The organism is Limimaricola sp. AA108-03, assembly GCF_050847355.1.
GTDB lineage: Bacteria > Pseudomonadota > Alphaproteobacteria > Rhodobacterales > Rhodobacteraceae > Limimaricola.
In genome coordinates, this window is sequence record NZ_CP193755.1 from 1743269 (window position 1) to 1762030 (window position 18762).

The following is an 18762-nucleotide window of genomic DNA, read 5'->3' on the forward strand; positions in this document are numbered from 1 at the left end:
ATGGCGACCGAAATTCTGATGCCCGCCCTCTCCCCGACCATGGAGGAAGGCACGCTCGCCAAGTGGCTCGTGAAGGAGGGCGACACCGTCTCCTCCGGCGACATCCTGGCCGAGATCGAGACCGACAAGGCCACGATGGAGTTCGAGGCCGTCGACGAGGGCACCGTCGGCAAGATCCTGATCGCCGAGGGCACCGAGGGCGTGAAGGTGAACACCCCGATCGCGGTGCTGCTCGAGGAGGGCGAGGACGCCTCCGCCGCCGAGAGCGCCGGCGCCAACAAGGGCGACGACGCCAAGACGCAGGTCAAGGAGGAGACCAAGGCCAAGGACACCCTGCCCTCCGACACCCCCGCCGCCGCCTCGCCCGCCGCCGCCGCGCCGAAGCCGCCGCGCACCCCGGACTGGCCCGAGGGCACCGAGACCAAGACCACCACGGTCCGCGAAGCGCTGCGCGACGCGATGGCCGAGGAGATGCGCCGCGCCGACAACGTCTTCCTGATGGGCGAGGAAGTCGGCGAGTACCAGGGCGCCTACAAGATCAGCCAGGGCCTCCTCGACGAGTTCGGCCCCAAGCGCGTGGTCGACACGCCGATCACCGAGCACGGCTTCACCGGCATCGCGGTCGGCGCCGCCTTCGGCGGGCTGCGCCCGATCGTCGAGTTCATGACCTTCAACTTCGCGCTTCAGGCGATGGACCAGATCATCAACTCGGCCGCCAAGACGCTCTACATGTCGGGCGGCCAGATGGGCGCGCCGATGGTGTTCCGCGGCCCGAACGGCGCCGCCGCCCGCGTCGCCGCGCAGCACAGCCAGGACTTCGCCGCCTGGTTCATGCAGATCCCCGGCCTCAAGGTGGTGATGCCCTACTCCGCCGCCGACGCGAAGGGCCTGCTCAAGAGCGCGATCCGCGACCCCAACCCGGTGATCTTCCTCGAGAACGAGATCCTCTACGGCCGTTCCTTCGAGGTGCCGGTGCTGGACGATTTCACCATTCCGCTGGGCAAGGCGCGCATCGCCCGCGAGGGCACGGACGTCACCATCGTGTCGTTCGGCATCGGCATGACCTATGCGCTGGAGGCGGCCGAGAAGCTGGCCCAGGACGGGATCGAGGCCGAGGTGATCGACCTGCGCACGATCCGGCCGATGGACACCGACGCGATCATCGAGAGCGTCAAGAAGACCAACCGCTGCGTCACCGTCGAGGAAGGCTGGCCGCAGGGTTCGGTCGGCGGCTACATCTCGAACGTGCTGATGCAGGAGGCCTTCGACCATCTCGACGCGCCGGTCATCAACTGCACCGGCAAGGACGTGCCGATGCCCTATGCGGCCAACCTCGAGAAGCACGCGCTGGTGACGACCGACGAGGTCGTCGAGGCGGTGCGCAAAGTGACCTACAAGTAAGGGGCGCGAGACATGCCAACGGAAATCCTGATGCCCGCGCTGTCGCCGACCATGGAGGAAGGCACGCTCGCGAAATGGCTGGTCAAGGAGGGTGACAACGTCTCCTCCGGCGACCTTCTGGCCGAGATCGAGACCGACAAGGCGACGATGGAGTTCGAGGCCGTCGACGAGGGCGTCGTCGGCAAGATCCTGATCGCCGAGGGCACCGAGGGGGTGAAGGTCAACACCCCCATCGCCGTGCTGCTCGAGGATGGCGAGAGCGCCGACGACATCGACGCCTCGACCGAACCCAAGAAGGGCGACGCCGACAGCCACGCCGAACCCGCCACGCCCAAGGCCGAGACCTCGCCCGCCAAGGGCTATGGCGACGATGCCGGTGCCGCGCAGCAGGCCAAGGGTGGCGACGCCGCCCCGGCCTCGTCGGGCGCCTCCGGCGATCGCGTCTTCGCCTCGCCGCTGGCGCGGCGGATCGCGGCCGACAAGGGCCTCGACCTGAGCCAGATCAAGGGCTCGGGCCCGAACGGCCGCATCGTCAAGGCCGATGTCGAAAGCGCCAAGCCCGGCCAGAAGCCCGCCGCGGCCGAGGCCGAAAAGGCCCCCGCCGCGCAGGCCGACAAGGCCGACAAGGCCCCGGTGGCGGCCCCCGCCGCCCCCGGCGTGCAGGCCGAGCAGATCCGCAAGATGTACGCGGATCGCGAGTTCGAGGAGGTCAAGCTCGACGGCATGCGTCGCACCATCGCGGCGCGTCTCACCGAGGCCAAGCAGACCATCCCGCATTTCTACCTGCGCCGCGACATCAAGCTCGACGCGCTGCTGAAATTCCGCTCGCAGCTGAACAAGCAGCTCGAAGCCCGCGGCGTGAAGCTCTCGGTCAACGACTTCATCATCAAGGCCTCGGCCCTCGCGCTGCAGGCGGTGCCGGACGCCAACGCCGTCTGGGCCGGCGACCGGGTGCTGAAGCTCAAGCCGTCCGACGTGGCGGTGGCCGTGGCGATCGAAGGCGGTCTCTTCACCCCGGTGCTGCGCGACGCCGAAAGCCGCTCGCTCTCGTCGCTGTCGAGCCAGATGAAGGACCTCGCCAAGCGGGCCCGCGACAAGAAGCTCGCGCCGCATGAATATCAGGGCGGCAGCTTCGCGATCTCCAACCTCGGCATGTTCGGCATCGACAATTTCGACGCCGTCATCAACCCGCCGCACGGCGCGATCCTCGCGGTCGGCGCCGGCGTGAAGAAGCCGGTGGTCAACGACGCGGGCGAGATCGAGGTGGCGACGGTGATGTCGGTGACGCTCTCGGTCGATCACCGGGTGATCGACGGCGCGCTGGGGGCGGAACTGCTCAAACAAATCGCCGAGGCGCTGGAAAACCCGATGATGATGCTGGCCTGACAGGTCGCGTCACGCCGTTCGAAGGGGCCGCACCACAAGGGTGCGGCCCCTTTGCGTTTCGCGTCCGTGTCGCAGCGGTCGGCCAGTTCGATCGGTCGCCTCAGTTGGTCGGCGGCATCCTCTCGTCATGCTCGGCCTTGTACGCCTCGAAGTCGTAATCCATCCCGTTGAGCATCGTGCTCCACATGCGGACATTGGCGGCGGTCGCCACCGCCTCCCGGACCTCGGCTTCCGTCGCGCCCGCGCTCATCGCATTCTTCTTGTGGGCATAGACGCAGTAATCGCAGGGGATCTGCGCGGCGACCGCGAGCGCGACAAGCTCGCGGGTCTTGGCGTCGAGTTCCGCCCCCTCGCCGCCAAGGGCACTGTAGAGTGCCATCGCCTCGTCGAAGGCATGTTCGGGATAGATGCTGCGGAAGAATTCCGGGGGTCCCTGGTCGCCCGATGCGTCGGGCATCGCCTCCTGGGCCTCCTGTGCGCCGGCCATCCCCCCGGCGCATGCGACCGCGATGGCCATCATCATGCGTTTCATGGCGTATCCTCCCATGAGCTTCTGAAGATGTCGGATCAGGGCCAGTCGCCAAGATGTTTTCGGCGAAGGCCGAAAATTTCCGCGAGTCTGTTCACGAGTCTACCACGTATTGGTGCGCGATGCACTTGGAGCCGTTGCTGCGCCCTAGTCGTCCAGCATCATGAACCCCGGCGCGTTGCCTTCCTTCGGCGCGACCTTCCTTCTTCATGGGCGATGCGCCGTCGTTCCCTCGTTCCCTCGGCGCAGGCAGGAACCCGCCGCCCGACCTCGCGTTTCCCTGAGGTAAAAGTGAGGGAACCGAATGACCTATCGTGACAAGCAGCCGGGCATCGGCCTGACCCTGATCGCCGCCATCGTCGCGAGCGTGGCGCTGGCGATCGCCTATTTCCGGCCCGAGAGCGGCGTCGCGGGCAGCGTCGGCGCCGGGCTGGCGCTGTTCGGGGCGCTGGCGGTCGCGGTGGCCTCGGCGCTGGTCCTGTTCAAATGGATGCCCTACTGGCTGAACCTCACGCTGAAATGGCTCACGCTTCTGGGCGCGGCGCTGACGGCGCTGGCCGCCTATTTCCTGATGCAGGACATCGCGATGTGGTCGATGATCCTCGCCACCATCGGCGCCATCTGGAACCTCGTCTCCCGCAAGGGCCACGACCGCCGAACCGCCGCTCTGGTGCTGCTGGCCCTGCCCCTCGCCCATGCGCCCGAGGCGCGCGCGCAGGACTGGCCCGGCTTTCACGGCGACCTGCAGGCGCGCAAGTACAGCCCGCTGACCGAGATCACCGCCGCCAACGTGCACCTGCTGGAGCCGGTCTGGGAGGTCGAGACCGGCGACGTCTCTGACGGCTCGGGCGATCTGCCGCAGACCGTCTGGTCCGCCACCCCGGTCTATGCCAACGAGACGCTCTATGTCGGCACCCCCTTTTACCGCATCCTCGCCCTCGACCCCGCCACCGGCGAGGAGCTCTGGTCCTATGACAGCCAGGCCCGGCTCGAAGCCCTCACCCAGCCCGCGCTGAAGAACCGCGGCGTCACCTATTGGGAGGAGCCGGGCGCCAGCGGCACCTGCGCCAAGCGCGTCTATATCGGCACGATGGACGCCAAGCTGCACGCCGTCGACGCCGATACCGGCCAGCCCTGCGAGGACTTCGCCGAGGGCGGCGTGCTCGACGTGAACCAGTGGAACGACACCAACGACCGCTGGCCGCTGTCGCTGTTGCAGCCGCCGGTGGCCCATGAGGGCCGCCTGTTCATCGGCTGGGCCGGCAAGGACTGGGAAAGCGCGCAGGCCCCTCCGGGCACCGTCTTCGCGGTGGACGCGAAGACCGGCGAGCTCGACTGGACCGTGAACTTCATCCCCAAGGAGCTCTGGGACCGCACCGGCACCGCCAATGTCTGGACCCACATGACCGTCGATCCCGAGCGCGACATCATCTACATGCCGGTCTCCTCGCCCTCGCCCAACTATTACGGCGGCAACCGCACCGAGGAGCTGCCACTGGCGACGAGCGTGACCGCGGTGGACACCAATTCGGGCGAGATCATCTGGTCGCGCCAGCTCGTGCATCACGACATCTGGGATTACGACACAGGCGCCGCCCCCACCCTCGTCGACATCGAGCGGGACGGCGAGGTCATCCCGGCGCTGATCCAGACCTCCAAGCAGGGCATGCTCTACGTGCTGAACCGCGAGACCGGCGAGCCGGTCTTCGGCATGGAGGAACGGCCCGTCCCCGCCTCGGACCTGCCGGGCGAAGAGGCGGCGCCGACGCAGCCCTTCTACGACGTGCCGAAGCCCACCAATACCTACGACACATGGCCCGGCATCTGGTGGCTCGCCGATCTGGCGAGCTTCGGCTATTGCTCGCGCACCCTCGAAGAGCTGCGCTACGAGGGGCTGTTCACGCCGCCCACCGCCGAAGGCAAGGGCACGCTGATGTATCCGGGCACGGCGGGCGGCATGCAGTGGGGCGGCGGCGCGCTCGATCCCGAGAGCAACACCTTCTACGTGAACACCCAGAAGGTGGCGCAGATCCTGCGGATGATCCCGCGCGAGGAATACGAGGAGATCGCGGGCGAAAGCGGCGCCGAGCAGGGCTTCTACCCGCAGGAGGGCGTGCCCTACGGGTTCGAGTTGACGAATTTCCTGACGCCTCTGGGCCTGCCCTGCTGGAAGCCGCCCTTCGGCACGATCCTCGCCTATGACCTCGACACCGGCGAGCAGCTCTGGGAGCGGCCCTTCGGCCAGACCCAGCAATGGGGCTTCTACGCGCCCGAGGATTGGGGCAGCCCGACGCTGGGCGGCCCGGCGGTGACGGCGGGCGGCGTGATCTTCATCGGCGCCTCGATGGACGCGCATGTCCGCGCGCTCTCGGCCGCCTCGGGCGAGGAGCTGTGGAAATGGCGGGTCGAGGCGCCGGCCGTCGCCATCCCGGCGGTCTACGAGCATGAGGGGCGGCAATATGTGAGCTTCGTCGCCGGCGGCAACCCGATCCTCAAGCCGCAGGTCGGCGACCAGTTGATCACCTTCGCGCTGCCGATGCTGGAGGACTGACCCCATGGCCGTCGCAAGGCACGCGCCGGGCGGATCCGGCCGCCTGCCACGGTCGGAACGCGTCCGACCCGCCCGTCGCGATGCCGATCCCGTCCTGCCGGGAGAGCCGCGCCCTTGACCGATGAGACCACCCGCCGCGTCGCCAGCCTGCTCGTGGTCGCCTCGGGCGTGCTCTGGGGCTTTTACTGGCTACCGGTCCGAAGGCTCGAGGAGATCGGCCTCTCGGGCGCCTGGGGCACCTTCGCGATCACGCTGGCCGCGACGGTGCTGCTCGCGCCCGCCGCGCTGGCGCGCGGGCGGCTGCGCCATGCCGACCCCTGGGCCCTGGCCTCGGTGGCGCTCGGCGGCGCGGCCTTCATGCTCTACTCGGTGGGCTTCGTCTATGGCCGGGTCGCGATCATCATCCTGCTGTTCTTCCTCACCCCGGTCTGGAGCACGCTGATCGGCCGCCTGCTTGGCTGGCACACGCCGAGGCTGCGGCTTGTGGCGATCGCGGCGGGGCTGGCGGGACTGGCGGTGATGCTCGGCGCTGACGGCGAATGGCCGCTGCCGCGCGGTGCCGGCGAATGGCTGGCGCTGGCCTCGGGCCTCATGTGGTCGGTCTCGACCACCGGCATCCGGCTGCGCCCGGCGCTGGCGCCGCCCGAGGCCGCCTTCGTCTTCGCCACGGGCGCGAGCGCGGGCGCGCTGGCGATCGCGCCGCTGTTCGGGCCGCTTCCCGGTCCCGGGGTCGAGATCGCCCCGGCCCTCCTGTGGTCGGGCGTCACCGGCGGGCTGTGGTGGGGGGTCTTCATGGCCGGGCTGATGTGGGCCACCACCCGGCTGGAACCGGCGCGCACCGGCATCCTTTTGATGTCCGAAGTATTGGTCGGCGCGCTATCGGCCGCGTGGCTCGCGGGCGAGCATCTGGGGCCGCTGGAGCTCGCGGGCGGGGCGCTGGTGCTCTGCGCCGGGGTGCTGGAGGTCTGGCCGGTACGCCGCCCGCAGGCGCCGCTGCCCTCAGAGGGCTGAGGCGGCGGGCGGCCCCGAAGGCCGCCCATGGCGCTCAGCCCCGTTCGTCGCCCTTGAAGGTCTGGTCCATCGACACCGAGGGCTGGGCGCAGCCCGCCTCGCCGACGATCCGCGCGGGCACGCCCGCCACGGTCTTGCAGGCCGGGATGTCGATCAGCACCACCGAACCGGCGGCGATCCGCGAGCAGTCGCCGATGCGGATGTTGCCCAGCACCTTGGCGCCCGCGCCGATCAGCACGCCGTTGCCGATCTTGGGGTGGCGATCCTGCTCTTCCTTGCCGGTGCCGCCAAGCGTCACCGAATGCAGCATCGACACGTTGTCGCCGACCACCGCCGTCTCGCCGATCACCACCGAATGGGCGTGATCGATCATCACGCCGCGCCCGATCCGCGCCGCCGGGTGGATGTCGACGCCGAAGGTCTCGGAGACGCGCATCTGCACGAAATAGGCGAGGTCGAGCCGTCCCTCCTGCCAGAGCCAATGGCCGAGCCGGTAGGCCTGGATCGCCTGGTAGCCCTTGAAGTACAAGAGCGGCTGCAAAAAGCGGTGGCAGGCCGGGTCGCGCTCGTATGTGGCGACGAGATCGGCGCGGGCCGAGACCACCAGCTCCGGCTCGGCGCCATAGGCGCCGTCGATGATCTCGCGCAGGATCTGCGCCGGCATCTCGTCCGAGGCGAGCTTCAGCGACAGCCGGTAGGCCAGCGCACAGGCAAAGCTCTGGTGATGCAGCACGCTCGAATGGATCAGCCCGCCCATCAGCGGCTCGGCCGCGATCGCCTCCTCGGCCTCGCTGCGAATGCGGCTCCAGACCGGATCGATCTCGGCCAGCTGCGCCTGTGGTTTCGCCATCGCCATGGCCTCCTGATGCCGCGTCCTGTCTAGCCCAGATAGGGCCTCCCGGCCAAGATCAAAGGCCGGAGGAGCCGTCAAGTGCATCGAGCACCTGCCGCAGCGCCGCCCGCGCCTCGCGGCCCAGCGATGGCGGCAGCGGCCGCGCCGGGTGCCGCAGCGCCGCCGACATCAGCGAACCGTCGCCCCAGAGCGGATGCGCCCGGCCGCGCCGCTTGCGCCAGGCATCGGCGGCGCGCGCCTCCGACACGATCCGCAGCGCCAGCCCCGCGCGCCCCTCGGGCGGCGCGGCGAGCAGCGCCGCCACCGCCCGGTCGAGGCATCCCGGCAGGATCGGCCTCATCCCGCCACCGCGATGTCGGCGAAGGGGCCCGGCCCGAACGCCTCCGAGATCTGCGCCACCTGCACCACGAGCGGCCCGGCCGCGCCGTCGGCCATGCGCATCGCCGCCGTGTAGGCGTAGCCCGGCGCGCCGAGCTCCGCCTCGCGCAGCAACACGCCATTGGCCGAGATGCGCAGCAGGTAGGCCTCGCGCGCCTCGCCCAGCGGCACCTCGCGCCCCGCCCAGCCATCGCCGCCGATCCGCGCCCGCCGGATCCAAGAGATCGCGAGATCGCCGCCGGTTTGCCGCGCCCGCAGATGCACCGGCGCCCAGGGCCTGAGCCCGACGCCCGAAAAGGCCCGCGCCGCGTGCAGCCAGCTCGGATCGGTCAGCGGCCGCCGCGCCGGGCCATAGCGGTAATGGCGGGTCAGCCCGCGCGCCGCGTCCGGCAGCGCGACTTGGCGCGGCACGCCGTCGAGCAGCACGACGCGGCTGCCCGCGGGCCAGATGTCGGGCATCACCGCGTCGGTCCCCGCCTGCCCCCTGAGCCGCATCGAGACCTCGAAGACCCCCGGCTCCAGCGGATCGGCCCGCAGGAATTGCAGCAACTCCCAGTGATCACTCTCGCCATCGCCGATCGCCATGAGGTTGGCCCCCGCCAGCACCGCCGCCCGGCTGGCCCCGGTCAGCTGCCCCTGCGCCAGCCGCAGCCGCAGCGCCGGGCCGCGATCCCACAGCCCGGCAGGCGCGGCGGCGAGCGGCGTCAATGTCGTGCCGATGGTGGCGGCCAGGGGCTGCGTCAGGTCGAGCCGGTGATCGGCATCCTCGACGCCCGAGACCAGCGCCACCGCGCCGGGCCATGGCCGCGCCGTGGCCGCGAAATGCGGCGCGTGCGGCACCTCCTCCCCGGTGAGCAGCGGCAGGTCGAGGAACACCCCCTCCACCGGCACCGGCGGGACATGGGCGCCGGGGGCCCCGGCCTCGTCCTCGGCGGGCTGCGGCAGGTAGAGCCCCGGCGCGGTGCGCACCGCCTCGATCGCGGCAAAACGCGTCCGCTCCAGCCGCTCGATCCGCCAGGCGCCGCCCTCTCCGCCATCCTCGCCCGCGATCTCGACCACATCGCCGGGGCCGAGGCCATGCGCCGAGGGCGGCAACGCGAACTCGGCGCGCTCGCGCCCGAGCCGCATCTCCGCCAGCCAGCGCGCGGCCATGGCCTGCGCCTCGGCCCGGGTCAGAACCATCGGCAGCTCGGCCGCCTCGACATGGCGCGCCGCGTCGCCCGGCGGCGCCGCCTCGACGCTGCCCGTGGCCCCGGTTTCGGCCGCGACATAGCCCAGCCGCACCCGGTCGGGCAGCGCCGCGCCGGCCTCGCGCGCGATCTCCAGAACCGGCATCTCCGGCGACACGCGCACCAGCCCCGCGGGATCGAGCGCGGCGTCCGCCAGCCCGTCGCGGCTGCGGAACACCAGCCGCCCCTCGCGTTCGACCGCGTCGAAGCCATGCGCCAGCATCAAGGGCTGCAACATCGCCCGCGCGCTCTGCTGGCTCCGGGCGAGATAGCCGCGCACCAGCCCGTGCAACCGCGAGGTGTCGATCTCGCTCACCCCCGCCTCGGCGCAGATGTCCGCCACCACCGAGGCGAGGTCGCGATGCGCGGTGCGCCCGGTGATCCAGTGGCCGCGCGCCCAGTTCGCGCCGTCGCTCCAGATCTCCGACAGCCCCGGAAACCAGGGATAGGGCCGCAGGTCCCAGGCCCAGACCAGCATCCGGTCGGTGTCGAGCATCGGCGCGCCGTAGATCTCCGAGACCGGGTTCGCCCCCGGATCGGCGAAATGCCGATGCACGGCGCGCAGATACTGCATCTGGATCCGCTCGTCGCGATGGCCGCGCGAATGGTAGGGCAGCGCCGATTCGGAGGATTTCGGATCGATGAACTTGTTGGGCTGGTTGCTGCCCCGGTCCACGGCGGCGCAGCCCAGCTCGGTGAAGCGAATGGGCTTCGATCCCGGCCGCCACGCGGTGGGCTGCGACTGCCGCACCCCGTCGATCCGCTCGTGATGCGGGTTGCCCCACCAGCCCTTGAGGTCCTTGTAGCGCCAGACCCACGGCTCGCCGTGGCCATCGGTGATCGGCGTGCGGATCTGGGCCACGCGGGCCTCGGGCGAATGGTAGTACCAGTCATGGCCCTCGCCGCCCGCGACATTGCCCGCGAGATAGTCGAGATCGTAGATCGAGCGGTGCCGCGCCGCGTCGAGGTGATCGGTGCCGTCGCGCCAGTCCGAGAGCGGCATGTAGTTGTCGATGCCGATGAAATCGATCTCCGGGTCGGCCCAGAGCGGGTCGAGGTGGAACCGCTTGGTCGCCCCGCCGGGCTGGTGGCCGTGATATTCGGTCCAGTCGGCGGCGTAGGAGAGCTTCACGTCCCGCCCCAGGATGCCGCGCAGCTCGGCCGCCAGATCGCGCAGCGCCTCCACGGCGGGGTAGCTGTCGCCCGCCCCCCGGATCGTGGTGAGCGCCACCAGCTCCGAGCCGATGCAGAACGCCTCGACCCCGCCCGCCATGGCGCACAGATGCGCCTGATGCAGCACGAAGCGCCTGAGCCCCCAATCCTCGGGGCCCTCATAGACCGGCCCGTCCGGCGTGATCGTGAAATCCGAGGCCCGCGCCGCGCCGAAGAAGGCCGCGACCTCGGCCTCGGCCGCCGCCGTCCGGTCGGTGGTTCCCGGCTGCCCCGGCGCGCGCGCGGTGCTGATCCGGCCGCGCCACGGCAAGGCGGCCTGCTCGGTCCCGCCCCACGGATCGGGCAGGCCGTTGCCCGGCAGCTGGTCCATCAGGATGAAGGGGTAATAGGTCACCTCCAGCCCGCGCGCCGCCATCGCCCGGATCGCCCCGATCACCGAGAGGTCCGAGGGCGTGCCGCCATAGACCGGCCGGTCCTCGACGCGCGGCACCGCCATCGCGCCCGCGCGGTCCAGCCCCGAGACCCGCCACGGCATCTCCTCGCCCTCGGTCTCGCGGCGCTCGACCTTGGGGCGGATCGTGCAATGCCCGGCGCGCAGGTCATCGCCGAACCACGACACCACCAGCGAGGCGGCGCGGCATTCGGGCAGCTCCTCGACCAGATCGTCGAGCGCGGCCTCGGCGTCGCTCGGCCCCGAGGGCCCGTGCAGGTTGGCGGGCCTCCGCTCGGCAAAGCCCGAGGCGACATGCACCGGGCTCGTCGCCCGCGCGTATTCGCCGGTGCCGGGGATCACCGCGACGCCGCGCACGAGACGGGCGATGTCCTCGGCCCGGGCGGGGTCCGACACGTCGGCGGGGCGCAGCACCTCGAAGGAGAACTGCGGCACCCGGTTGCCGAAGCGCGCGAGGTCGAGATCCTCGATCACCACATAGGCCAGCCCGCGATAGGCGGGCGCGCGGCCGATGCCCTCGACCGCCTCGATCTTCGCATCCGGCCGCTGGTCCTCGCGGCCCTCGTGCAGCCGCCACGTGATCTCGTCGCGGCCCAGCTCGACCCCGTCGGCCCAGATCCGCGCCACCCGGCGCACCGGCCCCTCGCAGAGCCCGATGGCGAGGCTCACCGTATAGGAATACTCGACCACCTCCGGGCGCGGCGCGCCCTTGCCGCCGCCCGAACTGGCGCGGCGCTCTTCGAAATCAGAGGCCCAGATCACCTGCCCGCCGATCCGCATCCGGCCCCAGAGCCGGGCGATCGGCTCGCCCTCGCCCGCGCCGGTGAGGCGGAACCGGTCGACCCGCCCGGTCTCGACCGGATCGGCCCCCGATCCCAGGAGCCGCGCGTCGATCGCCCGGCCCAGCGCCGCGCCGCCCGCGCGGCCCAGCACTGCGCCCGACAACCCCATGAGGCTGCCGCCGACGGCGCCGCCAAGGGCCATCCCCGCCGCTCCGAACACGATGGTCGCCATCAGCCGATCCTTTCCGTCAATGCGAAACCGGCGGCGATGCGCCGCCGCCATGGCGGGGTCAGCGGGCTCTCGACCACGCCATGCCCCTCATAGGCGTGGATGAAGCGCGGGGCCTCGGGCGGCCCCGAGAGCAGCCCCAGATGCCGCGCCGCCATCCCGGCCCGCAGCCGGAACAGCAGCAGGTCGCCGGGCCGGGCCTCGGCGAACGGGATCTCGCGCAGATGCCGCCGCGCCGCGTCGCGCAGCACCTCGCCGCCCCGCGCCTCGTGGCGCGGATAGGCGGGCACGGGCTCGGGCTCGGCGCCCGCCAGCGCCACCCAGACGCCGCGCACCAGCCCGAGGCAGTCGCAACCCGCGCCGCGCCGCGCGGCCCCGTGCAGATAGGGCGTGCCGATCCAGAGCCGCGCCGCGGCCACGATCCGGTCGCCCGCCCCCGGCAGCGATCCCGCGCCCGCCCTTGGCGAGGATTTCTTACGCGCGTTCGGCAGGATTTCCCTGCCTGAACCGGGCAAGACCTCTGCACATGGCGAAACGCCTGCGCCTGCCACTGGCACGCCTTCCCCGCACGCCTTCGGCACGCCTTCCCCGCACGCCTTCGTAGTGACCCGCCTCACGCGCCGCCCGCCCGTGGCACCGCCATCAGCCAGTCCGCCCCCGGCAGATGCGGGAAGCCTCGGAAATTCAGGAAATTGTCGAATTTCAGACGACAGGTCTCGCCCCGCTTGTCGCAGCCCGCGACGAGGCGCAGCGCCGTGCCGGGCGCGAGGTCGGCGCCGACGGGCCGCCACAGGTCGAGGATCCGCGCGCCCGCCTCGATCCGGTCCTCGCGGATCGCCGCCGCGAGCCCGGCGCCGGGCCCGTCCAGCACCTCGACCCGGCCATGGGCGAACCAGCCCGCCACCGGCCCGTCGGGCCAGTCGAGGCGCAGCCGGGCGCCCTCCGCCGCGCCGAGCGGGCGCGCCACCGAAACACCGGGCTGGTCGAGATCGACCCCGCAGCGCGCATCGCCGAGGCAGGCGTCGCAGCGCGGCTGGTAGACCCGGCCCAGCGGTTGGTTCAGCAGGTCCGAGAGCCCGCGCAGCTCGGCCCGGAACAGCGTGCCGTCGCGGCGGATCTCGCCCAGGCGCCCCCGGAACTCCAGCAGCCGCTGCTCGGGCGCCGCCCAGTTGACCCGCCAGAGCCGCAGCTCGGCCCCGTCGAGCCGGCCTTCGGCGATCTCGGCCTCGGTGATCCCCGCATCCGAGATCGCGCCCAGCGCCTCGCCGGTATCGGCCGCGAGCCCCGCGCCCTGCACCAGCGCGCTGGCGCTCATCCCCGTCTCGGGGCGGAACGCGATGCCCTCGAAGGACAGCGCCCGGTCGTGATCGGTAAAGCCGCGCTCCAGCCCGTCGGCGCGCCTGAGCGCCCAGGCGCGGCAGAGCGTCGTCACCCCGCTCGCGAGATGGCCCTCGAGCCCGCTCACAGCCGGATCTCCACCACCGGGATCTCCGGCACCGTCCCGGCCCGGAACCCCGCGACCGATCCCGACAGCGTCTCGGTGTCGAACCGCGCCGGCACGTCGAACTCGAACCCGGCGGTGACGATCTCGCCCATGGCGGGCGGCACCGCGAAGCGCACCAGCCCCGTGGCGTGATCCACCTCGACCCCCTCGCCCGGGCCGATCTCGTCGCCGCCCACCGCGACCCGGACGCTGCCCGCGATCGGCTTGGCGATGGGGCGCAGATAGGGGCTCGGGCCGTCGCCATAGCGCTTGACCAGCTGGAACGCCGTCGTGGTGTCGTCGCCGAAGCCGATCTGCTGGTCGAGCGGTTCGACCGGCCGCGCCGCCGGGGCCGAGCGGAAGTCGAGCCAATCCTTCCAGCGAAACCCGAAGAGCGGGCCGCGCCGCGCCTCGAAGAAGCCCATCACCGTCTCGACATCCTCGAGCGCGCGCAGCCCAAGCCCGGCATCGTAGCGCCGCCGCGCATGCGCCCAGGGGCTGTTGCGCTCCTCGAAACCATTGGCGAGGGTGACGATCTCGCAGCGCCGCTCCGGCCCGCCGAAGGCACCGAAGCTCAGCGCCACGGGAAATCTCACATCGTGGAACCCCATATTCGCCTCCCTCACCTGTCGCGGCGGCCGCGATCGACCGCGCGGGCGATCTGCGCCGCCACCTGCCCGCGCGAGCGGCGGAACCCCTCGATGTCGGGCGTGGATATGTTGACCGTGACCTGCGCCGCGCCGCCGCCGCCGCCGCCGCCCGCGGCGACGCCGAGCCGGCCGTCGGCGCCGCGCGCCAGCGGCAGGATCGCCTCCGGCCCCGCCTCGCCCATCAGCCCGGCGCCGCCGCGCATCGGAAAGGCCACCGGCCCCGAGACCACGCCGCCACGGGCGAATGGCGTGACCCGCCCGCCCGCGAAGGCACCGCCCTCGGCGAAGGGCATCAGCCCCGCCACCAGCCCGTTCACCCCCTGCGCCAGCATCCCGCCGAGCCGGTCGGTCACGGGCCGCATCGCGTTGCCGTAGACGGTGCCCGACATGCTCCCCGCCAGCCCCTTGAGCGCGCCGCCGACCGAGCGGCCCTCGAACAGCACGCCGTCGATGGCGCGGCGGATGCCGCCGGAAATGCCGCGCTCCAGCCGGCCGAGATCGCGCGTCGTCTCGCTCAGCCCGGCGCGCATCCGCTCCAGCTCGCGCGAGAAGCTCTCGGCGACGCCGCCCGCCTCCTCCATGGCGCGTTCCAGCGCCTCGAACTCGTCCTCGGTCATGTCCTCTCCCCGTCAGGATGCTCGCGGCACAGCGCCTCGAAGCGGGCCCGGTCCATCGGCGCGGGCCCGGGCGGGCCCAGCATCAGCCGCAGCTCGGCCGGGGTCAGCGCCCAGAACTCGGACGGCCTGAGCCCGAGCCCGCCGATCCCCGCCCGCATCATCGCCGCCCAGTCGAGCCGCATCAGCCGATCTCCCCGAAGGCGCGCGCCACCAAGAGCGCGGCAAGGCGCGCCGCCTCGACCGGCCCGCCCTCGATCTCGGCCGCCACCAGATCGGCGGCCCGGCCGGGCCAGCCGCCGCCCCGGAGCCCCGCGACGATCAGCGCCATGACGTCGCGCGCCGACACCGCGCCGCCTTCGAGCCGCGCCACCAGCGCCGCGATGCTGTCGGCACCGAGGCTCTCCTCCAGCTCGGCCAGCGCGCCGAGGCTCAGCTTCATGACATGGCGCCGCCCGTCGAGGATCAGCGCCACCTCGCCGGCGCGCGGATTGGCCATCAGGGCGCCGCCTCGAAGGCGAGCGGCCCGGCCGAGACCAGCGCGATCTCGAAGCTGGCCTCGCCGTCATGGCTGCCGGCATAGTCGATCGAGGCGATCTGGAACGGCCCGGTCATGGTGCCGAAACCGGGGATCACCAGCTGGAAATCCGGCGTCTCGCCCGCGAAGAAGATTGCCCGCGCCCGGGCGTCGGTCGAGGCGTCGCGGAACACGCCCGAGCCCGCCACGGCGGCCGAGCGCATGCCGGCACCGCCCAGAAGCTCGCGCCAGCCCTCGCTGCCCAGATGGGTGATGTCGACGCTCTGCGCGTTGAGCGTGAGCCGCGTCGCGCGCAGCCCTGCCATGGTCTCGAACAGCCCGTCGCCGGTCATGTCGATCTTGAGCAGGAGATCCCTGCCGTTCTGAGCCGCCATCCTCTGGCCCTCCCTCGCTTGTGTTCAGATGTCCTCGCTGCGTGCGCGGAACACCAGGTCGATGCGCCGCGCCTCGCCGCTGCCGATCCGCTTGGCCCGGGCGCGCAGGAACCACAGCCCCACCAGCCGCCCGCGATCCAGCGCGGGCGCGGTGCCCGCCAGCGCGTCGCAGATCGCCGCCGCCGCCAGCTTGGCGCTTCGGAACCCGGCCGCGTCGCTGACCACGCTCACCGTGATGTCGTGCAGCGCCCCCGCCGCCGTGCCGTCGGAGCGGTCGCGCGCCGTTTCGGGGCCGAGCACCGCGTAGAGCGGCGGCAGCGGCCCGGCGGGCAACGCGTCGTAGATCGCGGCGCCCAGCAGGTCGGCCAGGGGCGGATGCGCCGCCAGCCGCGCATGGATCGCGGCTTGCAGCGCCGCCGAGACCGCGTAGCTCATCGCGCCACCTCCTCTTCGGCCTCGCACAGGAGATAGCGCCCCTCGGCGTCGAGCTCGCGCACCGCGCGGATCGCGAAGATCCGCGCCCCCTCGCGAAAGCGCTGCTCGGGCGCCGGGCGCATCGTCGAGCCCGGCGGCGCGGCGCGGGTGACGATGCGCAGCCTGACCCGGCTCAGCGCCGCGCCCATGCCGTCGAGATCGCGCCCGGAACGGGCCTCGACCGAGGCCCAGAGCGTGCCCAGCGCGGTCCAGCCACGCTCGAACCCGCCAGCGCCGTCGGGGGCGCGCCGGGGCGCTTCGAGCAGGAGTGCCCGGTTCAGCCGCACCGGCCTCATGCTCCGCCCCCCGCCGAAAGCCGCAGCGCCCGGAACCGCTCGGTCAGCGCGGTGACGCCGAACGGCATGCAGCCCGGACCGAGCGCGGTGTCATGCCGGTATTCGTGGTAATGCGCCGCCAGCATCATCACCGCCTGCGCCAGATCGGCGGGGATCTCGGACCAATGCGCCCCGTAACCCGCCTCGAAGCCGATGCGCGCGGTGCCGCCCTGCGGTATGCCCGGCCAGCCCGCCGCGACGGGCAGGAGATGCGGCCGCTGGTCGTCCATTACCGCCTGCCAGCGCTCGGGGGCGACGGCCACGGCCACGCCCTGCGCGTCGACGATCTCGAACGCCGTCACCGCGCGCAGCGGCGCCACCGACAGCGCCAGCCGCCGCGCGTCGCGCCAGCGCCCGACCTCCAGCACGAAGCCGCGCGCCAGCAGCACCTTGCCGGTGCGGCCCTCGATCGCGGCGATCGCCGCGCGCAGGAACCCCGCCAGCGCCGCGTCCTGCAACCCGGCCTCGGCAAAGCCGGTGCCGATCCGCAGATGCGCGCGAAAGCCCTCGACCGGCAGCGCCGCCTCGGGCACAGCGCCCGTCTCGATCAGTCTCATCACCCGTCCTTTCGCGGTCGCAGCCATGATGCCGGGCCGCGTCGTCGCGCGGCCCGGCCCCCCGCATCAGGCGATGCCGAATTTCAGCAGCTTGATCGCCGCGAAATCGCTCACCGCGCCGCCGACCCGCTTGGTCGCGTAGAAGATGACGTGCGGCTTGGCCGAGAACGGATCGCGCAGCACCCGCAGGTCGGGCCGCTCGGCGATGGTGTAGCCGGCCTCGAAATTGCCGAAGGCCACAGCGCAGGTGTCGGAGGCGATGTCGGGCATGTCCTCGGCGATCAGCACCGGGTAGCCCAGGAGCCGCGCCGGTTCCCCCGCTGAAAGGCCGTCGGACCACAGGAACCGGCCATCGGCGTCCTTGAGCTTGCGCAGCGCGCCGGCGGTGCGCGAGTTCATCACGAAGCTCGCGCCCGCGCGATACGGCGCGCCGAGCCGGTAGACGAGGTCGATCACCGCCTCGGCCGGGTTCGCGGCGTCGAAGCCGCCATCGGTGCCGGTCGCGACATAGCCGAGGCTGTTCCAGGCCCAGCCGTCATCATCGACCCGCGGGTAGTCGAGGATGCCGCGCGGCTTGTCGACGCCGTTGCCCGAGACGAAGGCCGCGGCCTCGGCCCGCGCGAAGGTGTCGGCGATCCGGCCCGCGAGCCAGCCCTCGATGTCGAAGGCGCTGTCGTCCAGCAGTCGCTGCGAGGTCTTGGGCAGCGCCGAAAGCTCGTGCAGCGGGATGTTGATCCGGTCGATCTGCGGCGTGCCGGTCTCGGTCCGCGCCGAGGTCTCGTCGGCCCAGCCGGCGCCCGGCTCGGCATGGTCGATCAGCACGTCGTAGGAGCCGGCATCCACCGCCACGACGCTGGCGATGGCGCGCAGCGAGGCGGTCGCGCCGAGCACGCCGCGCACCCGCTCGGCGGTCTGCGGATCGACGAGATAGCCGCCATCGGCCGCCACGGTGGTGCTCATCGCCTTGCCCTCGAGCCCGAGCCCGCGCAGCCCCTCATCCTCGCCGGTGCGCAGATAGGCGCCAAAGGCGGCGCGGTGCGGCTGGCCTGCGGCCTTGGCTTCGAGCGGGCTGCGCGCGGCGAGCGCGGTCTTGCGGTCCAGTCGGGTCATCCGGTCGTCCTGTGCCTTGAGTTTCGTTCGGATCTCGGCCGAGAACCGGCCCAGCTCTTCCATCAGCCCGCCGATCTCGCGGCCAAGCTCGTCGTCGTCGTCACGCATCGCGTTCCCCCTCTCGTCCCCCGAGCGCGCCCCGCGCCGCCCGTATCTTCGCCAGGAGCGCGCCCGACCGCTTGGTGCCGACCCGCGCCTCGCGCAGCATCGGGAAGGTCACCAGCGACACCTCCCACAGCTCCAGCTCGTCGAGCCTGCGGCCCGTGCCCGCCTTGCTCGATCGCCGCGTCCGGTAGCCGATCGACAGCCCGTCGATCGCCCCCGCCGCCACCAGCGCCGCCGCCTCGCGGCCCTGCGCCACCTCCGTGAGGATCCGGCCCTTGACCCATAGGCCCGTGCCGTCCTCGCGCACCTCGTCCCAGACGCCGATCGGGCGCGCCGGGTCGTGCTGCCACAGCATCCGCACCCGGCCGCCACAGCCCTCCAGCCGCTTCAGCGAGGCGGCATAGGCGCCCGGCGCCACCACGTCGCCGCCCTGGTCGGCGCGGCCGAACAGCGAGGCGTAGCCCGAGATCACCGCCCCCTCGCCGATCTCCAGCGGCCCGGTGCGATCCGTGCCGCCCGCGCAGAACTTGCGTTCCAGCTCCATCAATC

At 72.1% G+C, this 18762-nt stretch carries 20 protein-coding genes; 4 read left to right on the forward strand and 16 right to left on the reverse strand.

All coding sequences use genetic code 11. The features are described from left to right. On the forward strand, positions 1 to 1401 hold the full coding sequence (locus ACRAQ3_RS08595) for a pyruvate dehydrogenase complex E1 component subunit beta (protein WP_432254323.1): 1401 nt from the start codon (positions 1 to 3) through the stop codon (positions 1399 to 1401). A 12-nt stretch (positions 1402 to 1413) separates the two neighbouring features. Further along, positions 1414 to 2787 (forward strand): pyruvate dehydrogenase complex dihydrolipoamide acetyltransferase, encoded by a 1374-nt coding sequence (locus ACRAQ3_RS08600; protein WP_432254324.1) that lies wholly within the window; start codon positions 1414 to 1416, stop codon positions 2785 to 2787. 100 nt (positions 2788 to 2887) lie between these two features. Here the strand turns inward: ACRAQ3_RS08600 and ACRAQ3_RS08605 are convergent, their stop codons facing one another. After that, a complete protein-coding gene (locus ACRAQ3_RS08605) occupies positions 2888 to 3319 on the reverse strand; it encodes a carboxymuconolactone decarboxylase family protein (protein ID WP_432254325.1) in 432 nt (143 codons plus the stop codon). Between the two features lie 301 nt (positions 3320 to 3620). Here ACRAQ3_RS08605 and ACRAQ3_RS08610 point away from each other — a divergent pair, with 301 nt between their 5' ends. Then, positions 3621 to 5867, forward strand: coding sequence for a pyrroloquinoline quinone-dependent dehydrogenase (locus ACRAQ3_RS08610; RefSeq protein WP_432254326.1), 2247 nt, complete (start codon positions 3621 to 3623; stop codon positions 5865 to 5867). Positions 5868 to 5981: 114 nt separating this feature from the next. Next, positions 5982 to 6878 carry a DMT family transporter gene (locus ACRAQ3_RS08615; protein WP_432254327.1) on the forward strand — a complete coding sequence of 299 codons (897 nt, stop codon included), beginning with the start codon at positions 5982 to 5984 and terminating at the stop codon, positions 6876 to 6878. A gap of 34 nt (positions 6879 to 6912) precedes the next feature. Here ACRAQ3_RS08615 and cysE read toward each other — a convergent pair whose 3' ends face one another. From cysE to ACRAQ3_RS08690, 15 genes are all read right to left on the reverse strand, one after another. Continuing rightward, positions 6913 to 7728 carry a serine O-acetyltransferase gene (cysE, locus tag ACRAQ3_RS08620; protein WP_269397161.1) on the reverse strand — a complete coding sequence of 272 codons (816 nt, stop codon included), beginning with the start codon at positions 7726 to 7728 and terminating at the stop codon, positions 6913 to 6915. Positions 7729 to 7786: 58 nt separating this feature from the next. Then, a complete protein-coding gene (locus tag ACRAQ3_RS08625) occupies positions 7787 to 8071 on the reverse strand; it encodes a hypothetical protein (protein WP_085897334.1) in 285 nt (94 codons plus the stop codon). Beyond that, the gene (locus ACRAQ3_RS08630) at positions 8068 to 11976 is read right to left on the reverse strand and encodes a baseplate multidomain protein megatron (RefSeq protein ID WP_432254328.1); all 3909 of its coding nucleotides are present in this window, start codon (positions 11974 to 11976) and stop codon (positions 8068 to 8070) included. Before ACRAQ3_RS08630 ends, ACRAQ3_RS08625 begins: the two co-directional genes overlap by 4 nt. Further along, positions 11976 to 12416 carry an NlpC/P60 family protein gene (locus ACRAQ3_RS08635; protein WP_432256272.1) on the reverse strand — a complete coding sequence of 147 codons (441 nt, stop codon included), beginning with the start codon at positions 12414 to 12416 and terminating at the stop codon, positions 11976 to 11978. The genes ACRAQ3_RS08630 and ACRAQ3_RS08635 overlap by 1 nt, the downstream gene beginning before the upstream one ends. 170 nt (positions 12417 to 12586) lie before the next feature. Then, complete coding sequence (locus ACRAQ3_RS08640) at positions 12587 to 13438, reverse strand: DUF2163 domain-containing protein (RefSeq protein ID WP_432254329.1); 852 nt, start codon at positions 13436 to 13438, stop codon at positions 12587 to 12589. Further along, on the reverse strand, positions 13435 to 14067 hold the full coding sequence (locus ACRAQ3_RS08645) for a phage distal tail protein, Rcc01695 family (protein WP_432254330.1): 633 nt from the start codon (positions 14065 to 14067) through the stop codon (positions 13435 to 13437). The genes ACRAQ3_RS08640 and ACRAQ3_RS08645 overlap by 4 nt, the downstream gene beginning before the upstream one ends. Positions 14068 to 14078: 11 nt before the next feature. After that, entirely contained in the window at positions 14079 to 14723 is a 645-nt protein-coding gene (locus tag ACRAQ3_RS08650; protein ID WP_432254331.1) for a phage tail tape measure protein, read from the reverse strand. Beyond that, positions 14720 to 14905, reverse strand: coding sequence for a rcc01693 family protein (locus tag ACRAQ3_RS08655; RefSeq protein WP_269397156.1), 186 nt, complete (start codon positions 14903 to 14905; stop codon positions 14720 to 14722). Before ACRAQ3_RS08655 ends, ACRAQ3_RS08650 begins: the two co-directional genes overlap by 4 nt. After that, complete coding sequence (locus ACRAQ3_RS08660; RefSeq protein ID WP_432254332.1) at positions 14905 to 15219, reverse strand: gene transfer agent family protein; 315 nt, start codon at positions 15217 to 15219, stop codon at positions 14905 to 14907. The genes ACRAQ3_RS08655 and ACRAQ3_RS08660 overlap by 1 nt, the downstream gene beginning before the upstream one ends. Further along, entirely contained in the window at positions 15219 to 15632 is a 414-nt protein-coding gene (locus ACRAQ3_RS08665; protein ID WP_432254333.1) for a phage major tail protein, TP901-1 family, read from the reverse strand. The genes ACRAQ3_RS08660 and ACRAQ3_RS08665 overlap by 1 nt, the downstream gene beginning before the upstream one ends. A 24-nt stretch (positions 15633 to 15656) precedes the next feature. Further along, positions 15657 to 16067, reverse strand: coding sequence for a DUF3168 domain-containing protein (locus tag ACRAQ3_RS08670; RefSeq protein WP_432254334.1), 411 nt, complete (start codon positions 16065 to 16067; stop codon positions 15657 to 15659). Next, complete coding sequence (locus tag ACRAQ3_RS08675; protein ID WP_269397152.1) at positions 16064 to 16402, reverse strand: head-tail adaptor protein; 339 nt, start codon at positions 16400 to 16402, stop codon at positions 16064 to 16066. Before ACRAQ3_RS08675 ends, ACRAQ3_RS08670 begins: the two co-directional genes overlap by 4 nt. Next, the gene (locus ACRAQ3_RS08680; RefSeq protein ID WP_432254335.1) at positions 16399 to 16998 is read right to left on the reverse strand and encodes a head-tail connector protein; all 600 of its coding nucleotides are present in this window, start codon (positions 16996 to 16998) and stop codon (positions 16399 to 16401) included. The genes ACRAQ3_RS08675 and ACRAQ3_RS08680 overlap by 4 nt, the downstream gene beginning before the upstream one ends. Positions 16999 to 17064: 66 nt before the next feature. Continuing rightward, a complete protein-coding gene (locus ACRAQ3_RS08685; RefSeq protein ID WP_432254336.1) occupies positions 17065 to 18216 on the reverse strand; it encodes a phage major capsid protein in 1152 nt (383 codons plus the stop codon). Beyond that, complete coding sequence (locus ACRAQ3_RS08690) at positions 18209 to 18757, reverse strand: HK97 family phage prohead protease (protein WP_269397149.1); 549 nt, start codon at positions 18755 to 18757, stop codon at positions 18209 to 18211. The genes ACRAQ3_RS08685 and ACRAQ3_RS08690 overlap by 8 nt, the downstream gene beginning before the upstream one ends. Between the last annotated feature and the right edge of the window lie 5 nt (positions 18758 to 18762).

Excerpts from the sequence above, each read along its gene's own strand:
- ACRAQ3_RS08625 (WP_085897334.1), bottom strand. The coding sequence starts at position 8,071 with ATGAGGCCGATCCTGCCGGGATGCCTCGACCGGGCGGTGGCGGCGCTG.
- ACRAQ3_RS08630 (WP_432254328.1), bottom strand. The coding sequence starts at position 11,976 with ATGGCGACCATCGTGTTCGGAGCGGCGGGGATGGCCCTTGGCGGCGCC.
- ACRAQ3_RS08600 (WP_432254324.1), top strand. The coding sequence starts at position 1,414 with ATGCCAACGGAAATCCTGATGCCCGCGCTGTCGCCGACCATGGAGGAA.
- ACRAQ3_RS08690 (WP_269397149.1), bottom strand. The coding sequence starts at position 18,757 with ATGGAGCTGGAACGCAAGTTCTGCGCGGGCGGCACGGATCGCACCGGG.
- ACRAQ3_RS08610 (WP_432254326.1), top strand. The coding sequence starts at position 3,621 with ATGACCTATCGTGACAAGCAGCCGGGCATCGGCCTGACCCTGATCGCC.
- ACRAQ3_RS08680 (WP_432254335.1), bottom strand. The coding sequence starts at position 16,998 with ATGAGACTGATCGAGACGGGCGCTGTGCCCGAGGCGGCGCTGCCGGTC.
- ACRAQ3_RS08670 (WP_432254334.1), bottom strand. The coding sequence starts at position 16,067 with ATGAGCTACGCGGTCTCGGCGGCGCTGCAAGCCGCGATCCATGCGCGG.
- ACRAQ3_RS08605 (WP_432254325.1), bottom strand. The coding sequence starts at position 3,319 with ATGAAACGCATGATGATGGCCATCGCGGTCGCATGCGCCGGGGGGATG.
- ACRAQ3_RS08660 (WP_432254332.1), bottom strand. The coding sequence starts at position 15,219 with ATGGCCAATCCGCGCGCCGGCGAGGTGGCGCTGATCCTCGACGGGCGG.
- ACRAQ3_RS08665 (WP_432254333.1), bottom strand. The coding sequence starts at position 15,632 with ATGGCGGCTCAGAACGGCAGGGATCTCCTGCTCAAGATCGACATGACC.
- ACRAQ3_RS08645 (WP_432254330.1), bottom strand. The coding sequence starts at position 14,067 with ATGGGGTTCCACGATGTGAGATTTCCCGTGGCGCTGAGCTTCGGTGCC.
- ACRAQ3_RS08595 (WP_432254323.1), top strand. The coding sequence starts at position 1 with ATGGCGACCGAAATTCTGATGCCCGCCCTCTCCCCGACCATGGAGGAA.
- cysE (WP_269397161.1), bottom strand. The coding sequence starts at position 7,728 with ATGGCGAAACCACAGGCGCAGCTGGCCGAGATCGATCCGGTCTGGAGC.
- ACRAQ3_RS08650 (WP_432254331.1), bottom strand. The coding sequence starts at position 14,723 with ATGACCGAGGACGAGTTCGAGGCGCTGGAACGCGCCATGGAGGAGGCG.
- ACRAQ3_RS08675 (WP_269397152.1), bottom strand. The coding sequence starts at position 16,402 with ATGAGGCCGGTGCGGCTGAACCGGGCACTCCTGCTCGAAGCGCCCCGG.
- ACRAQ3_RS08655 (WP_269397156.1), bottom strand. The coding sequence starts at position 14,905 with ATGCGGCTCGACTGGGCGGCGATGATGCGGGCGGGGATCGGCGGGCTC.
- ACRAQ3_RS08685 (WP_432254336.1), bottom strand. The coding sequence starts at position 18,216 with ATGCGTGACGACGACGACGAGCTTGGCCGCGAGATCGGCGGGCTGATG.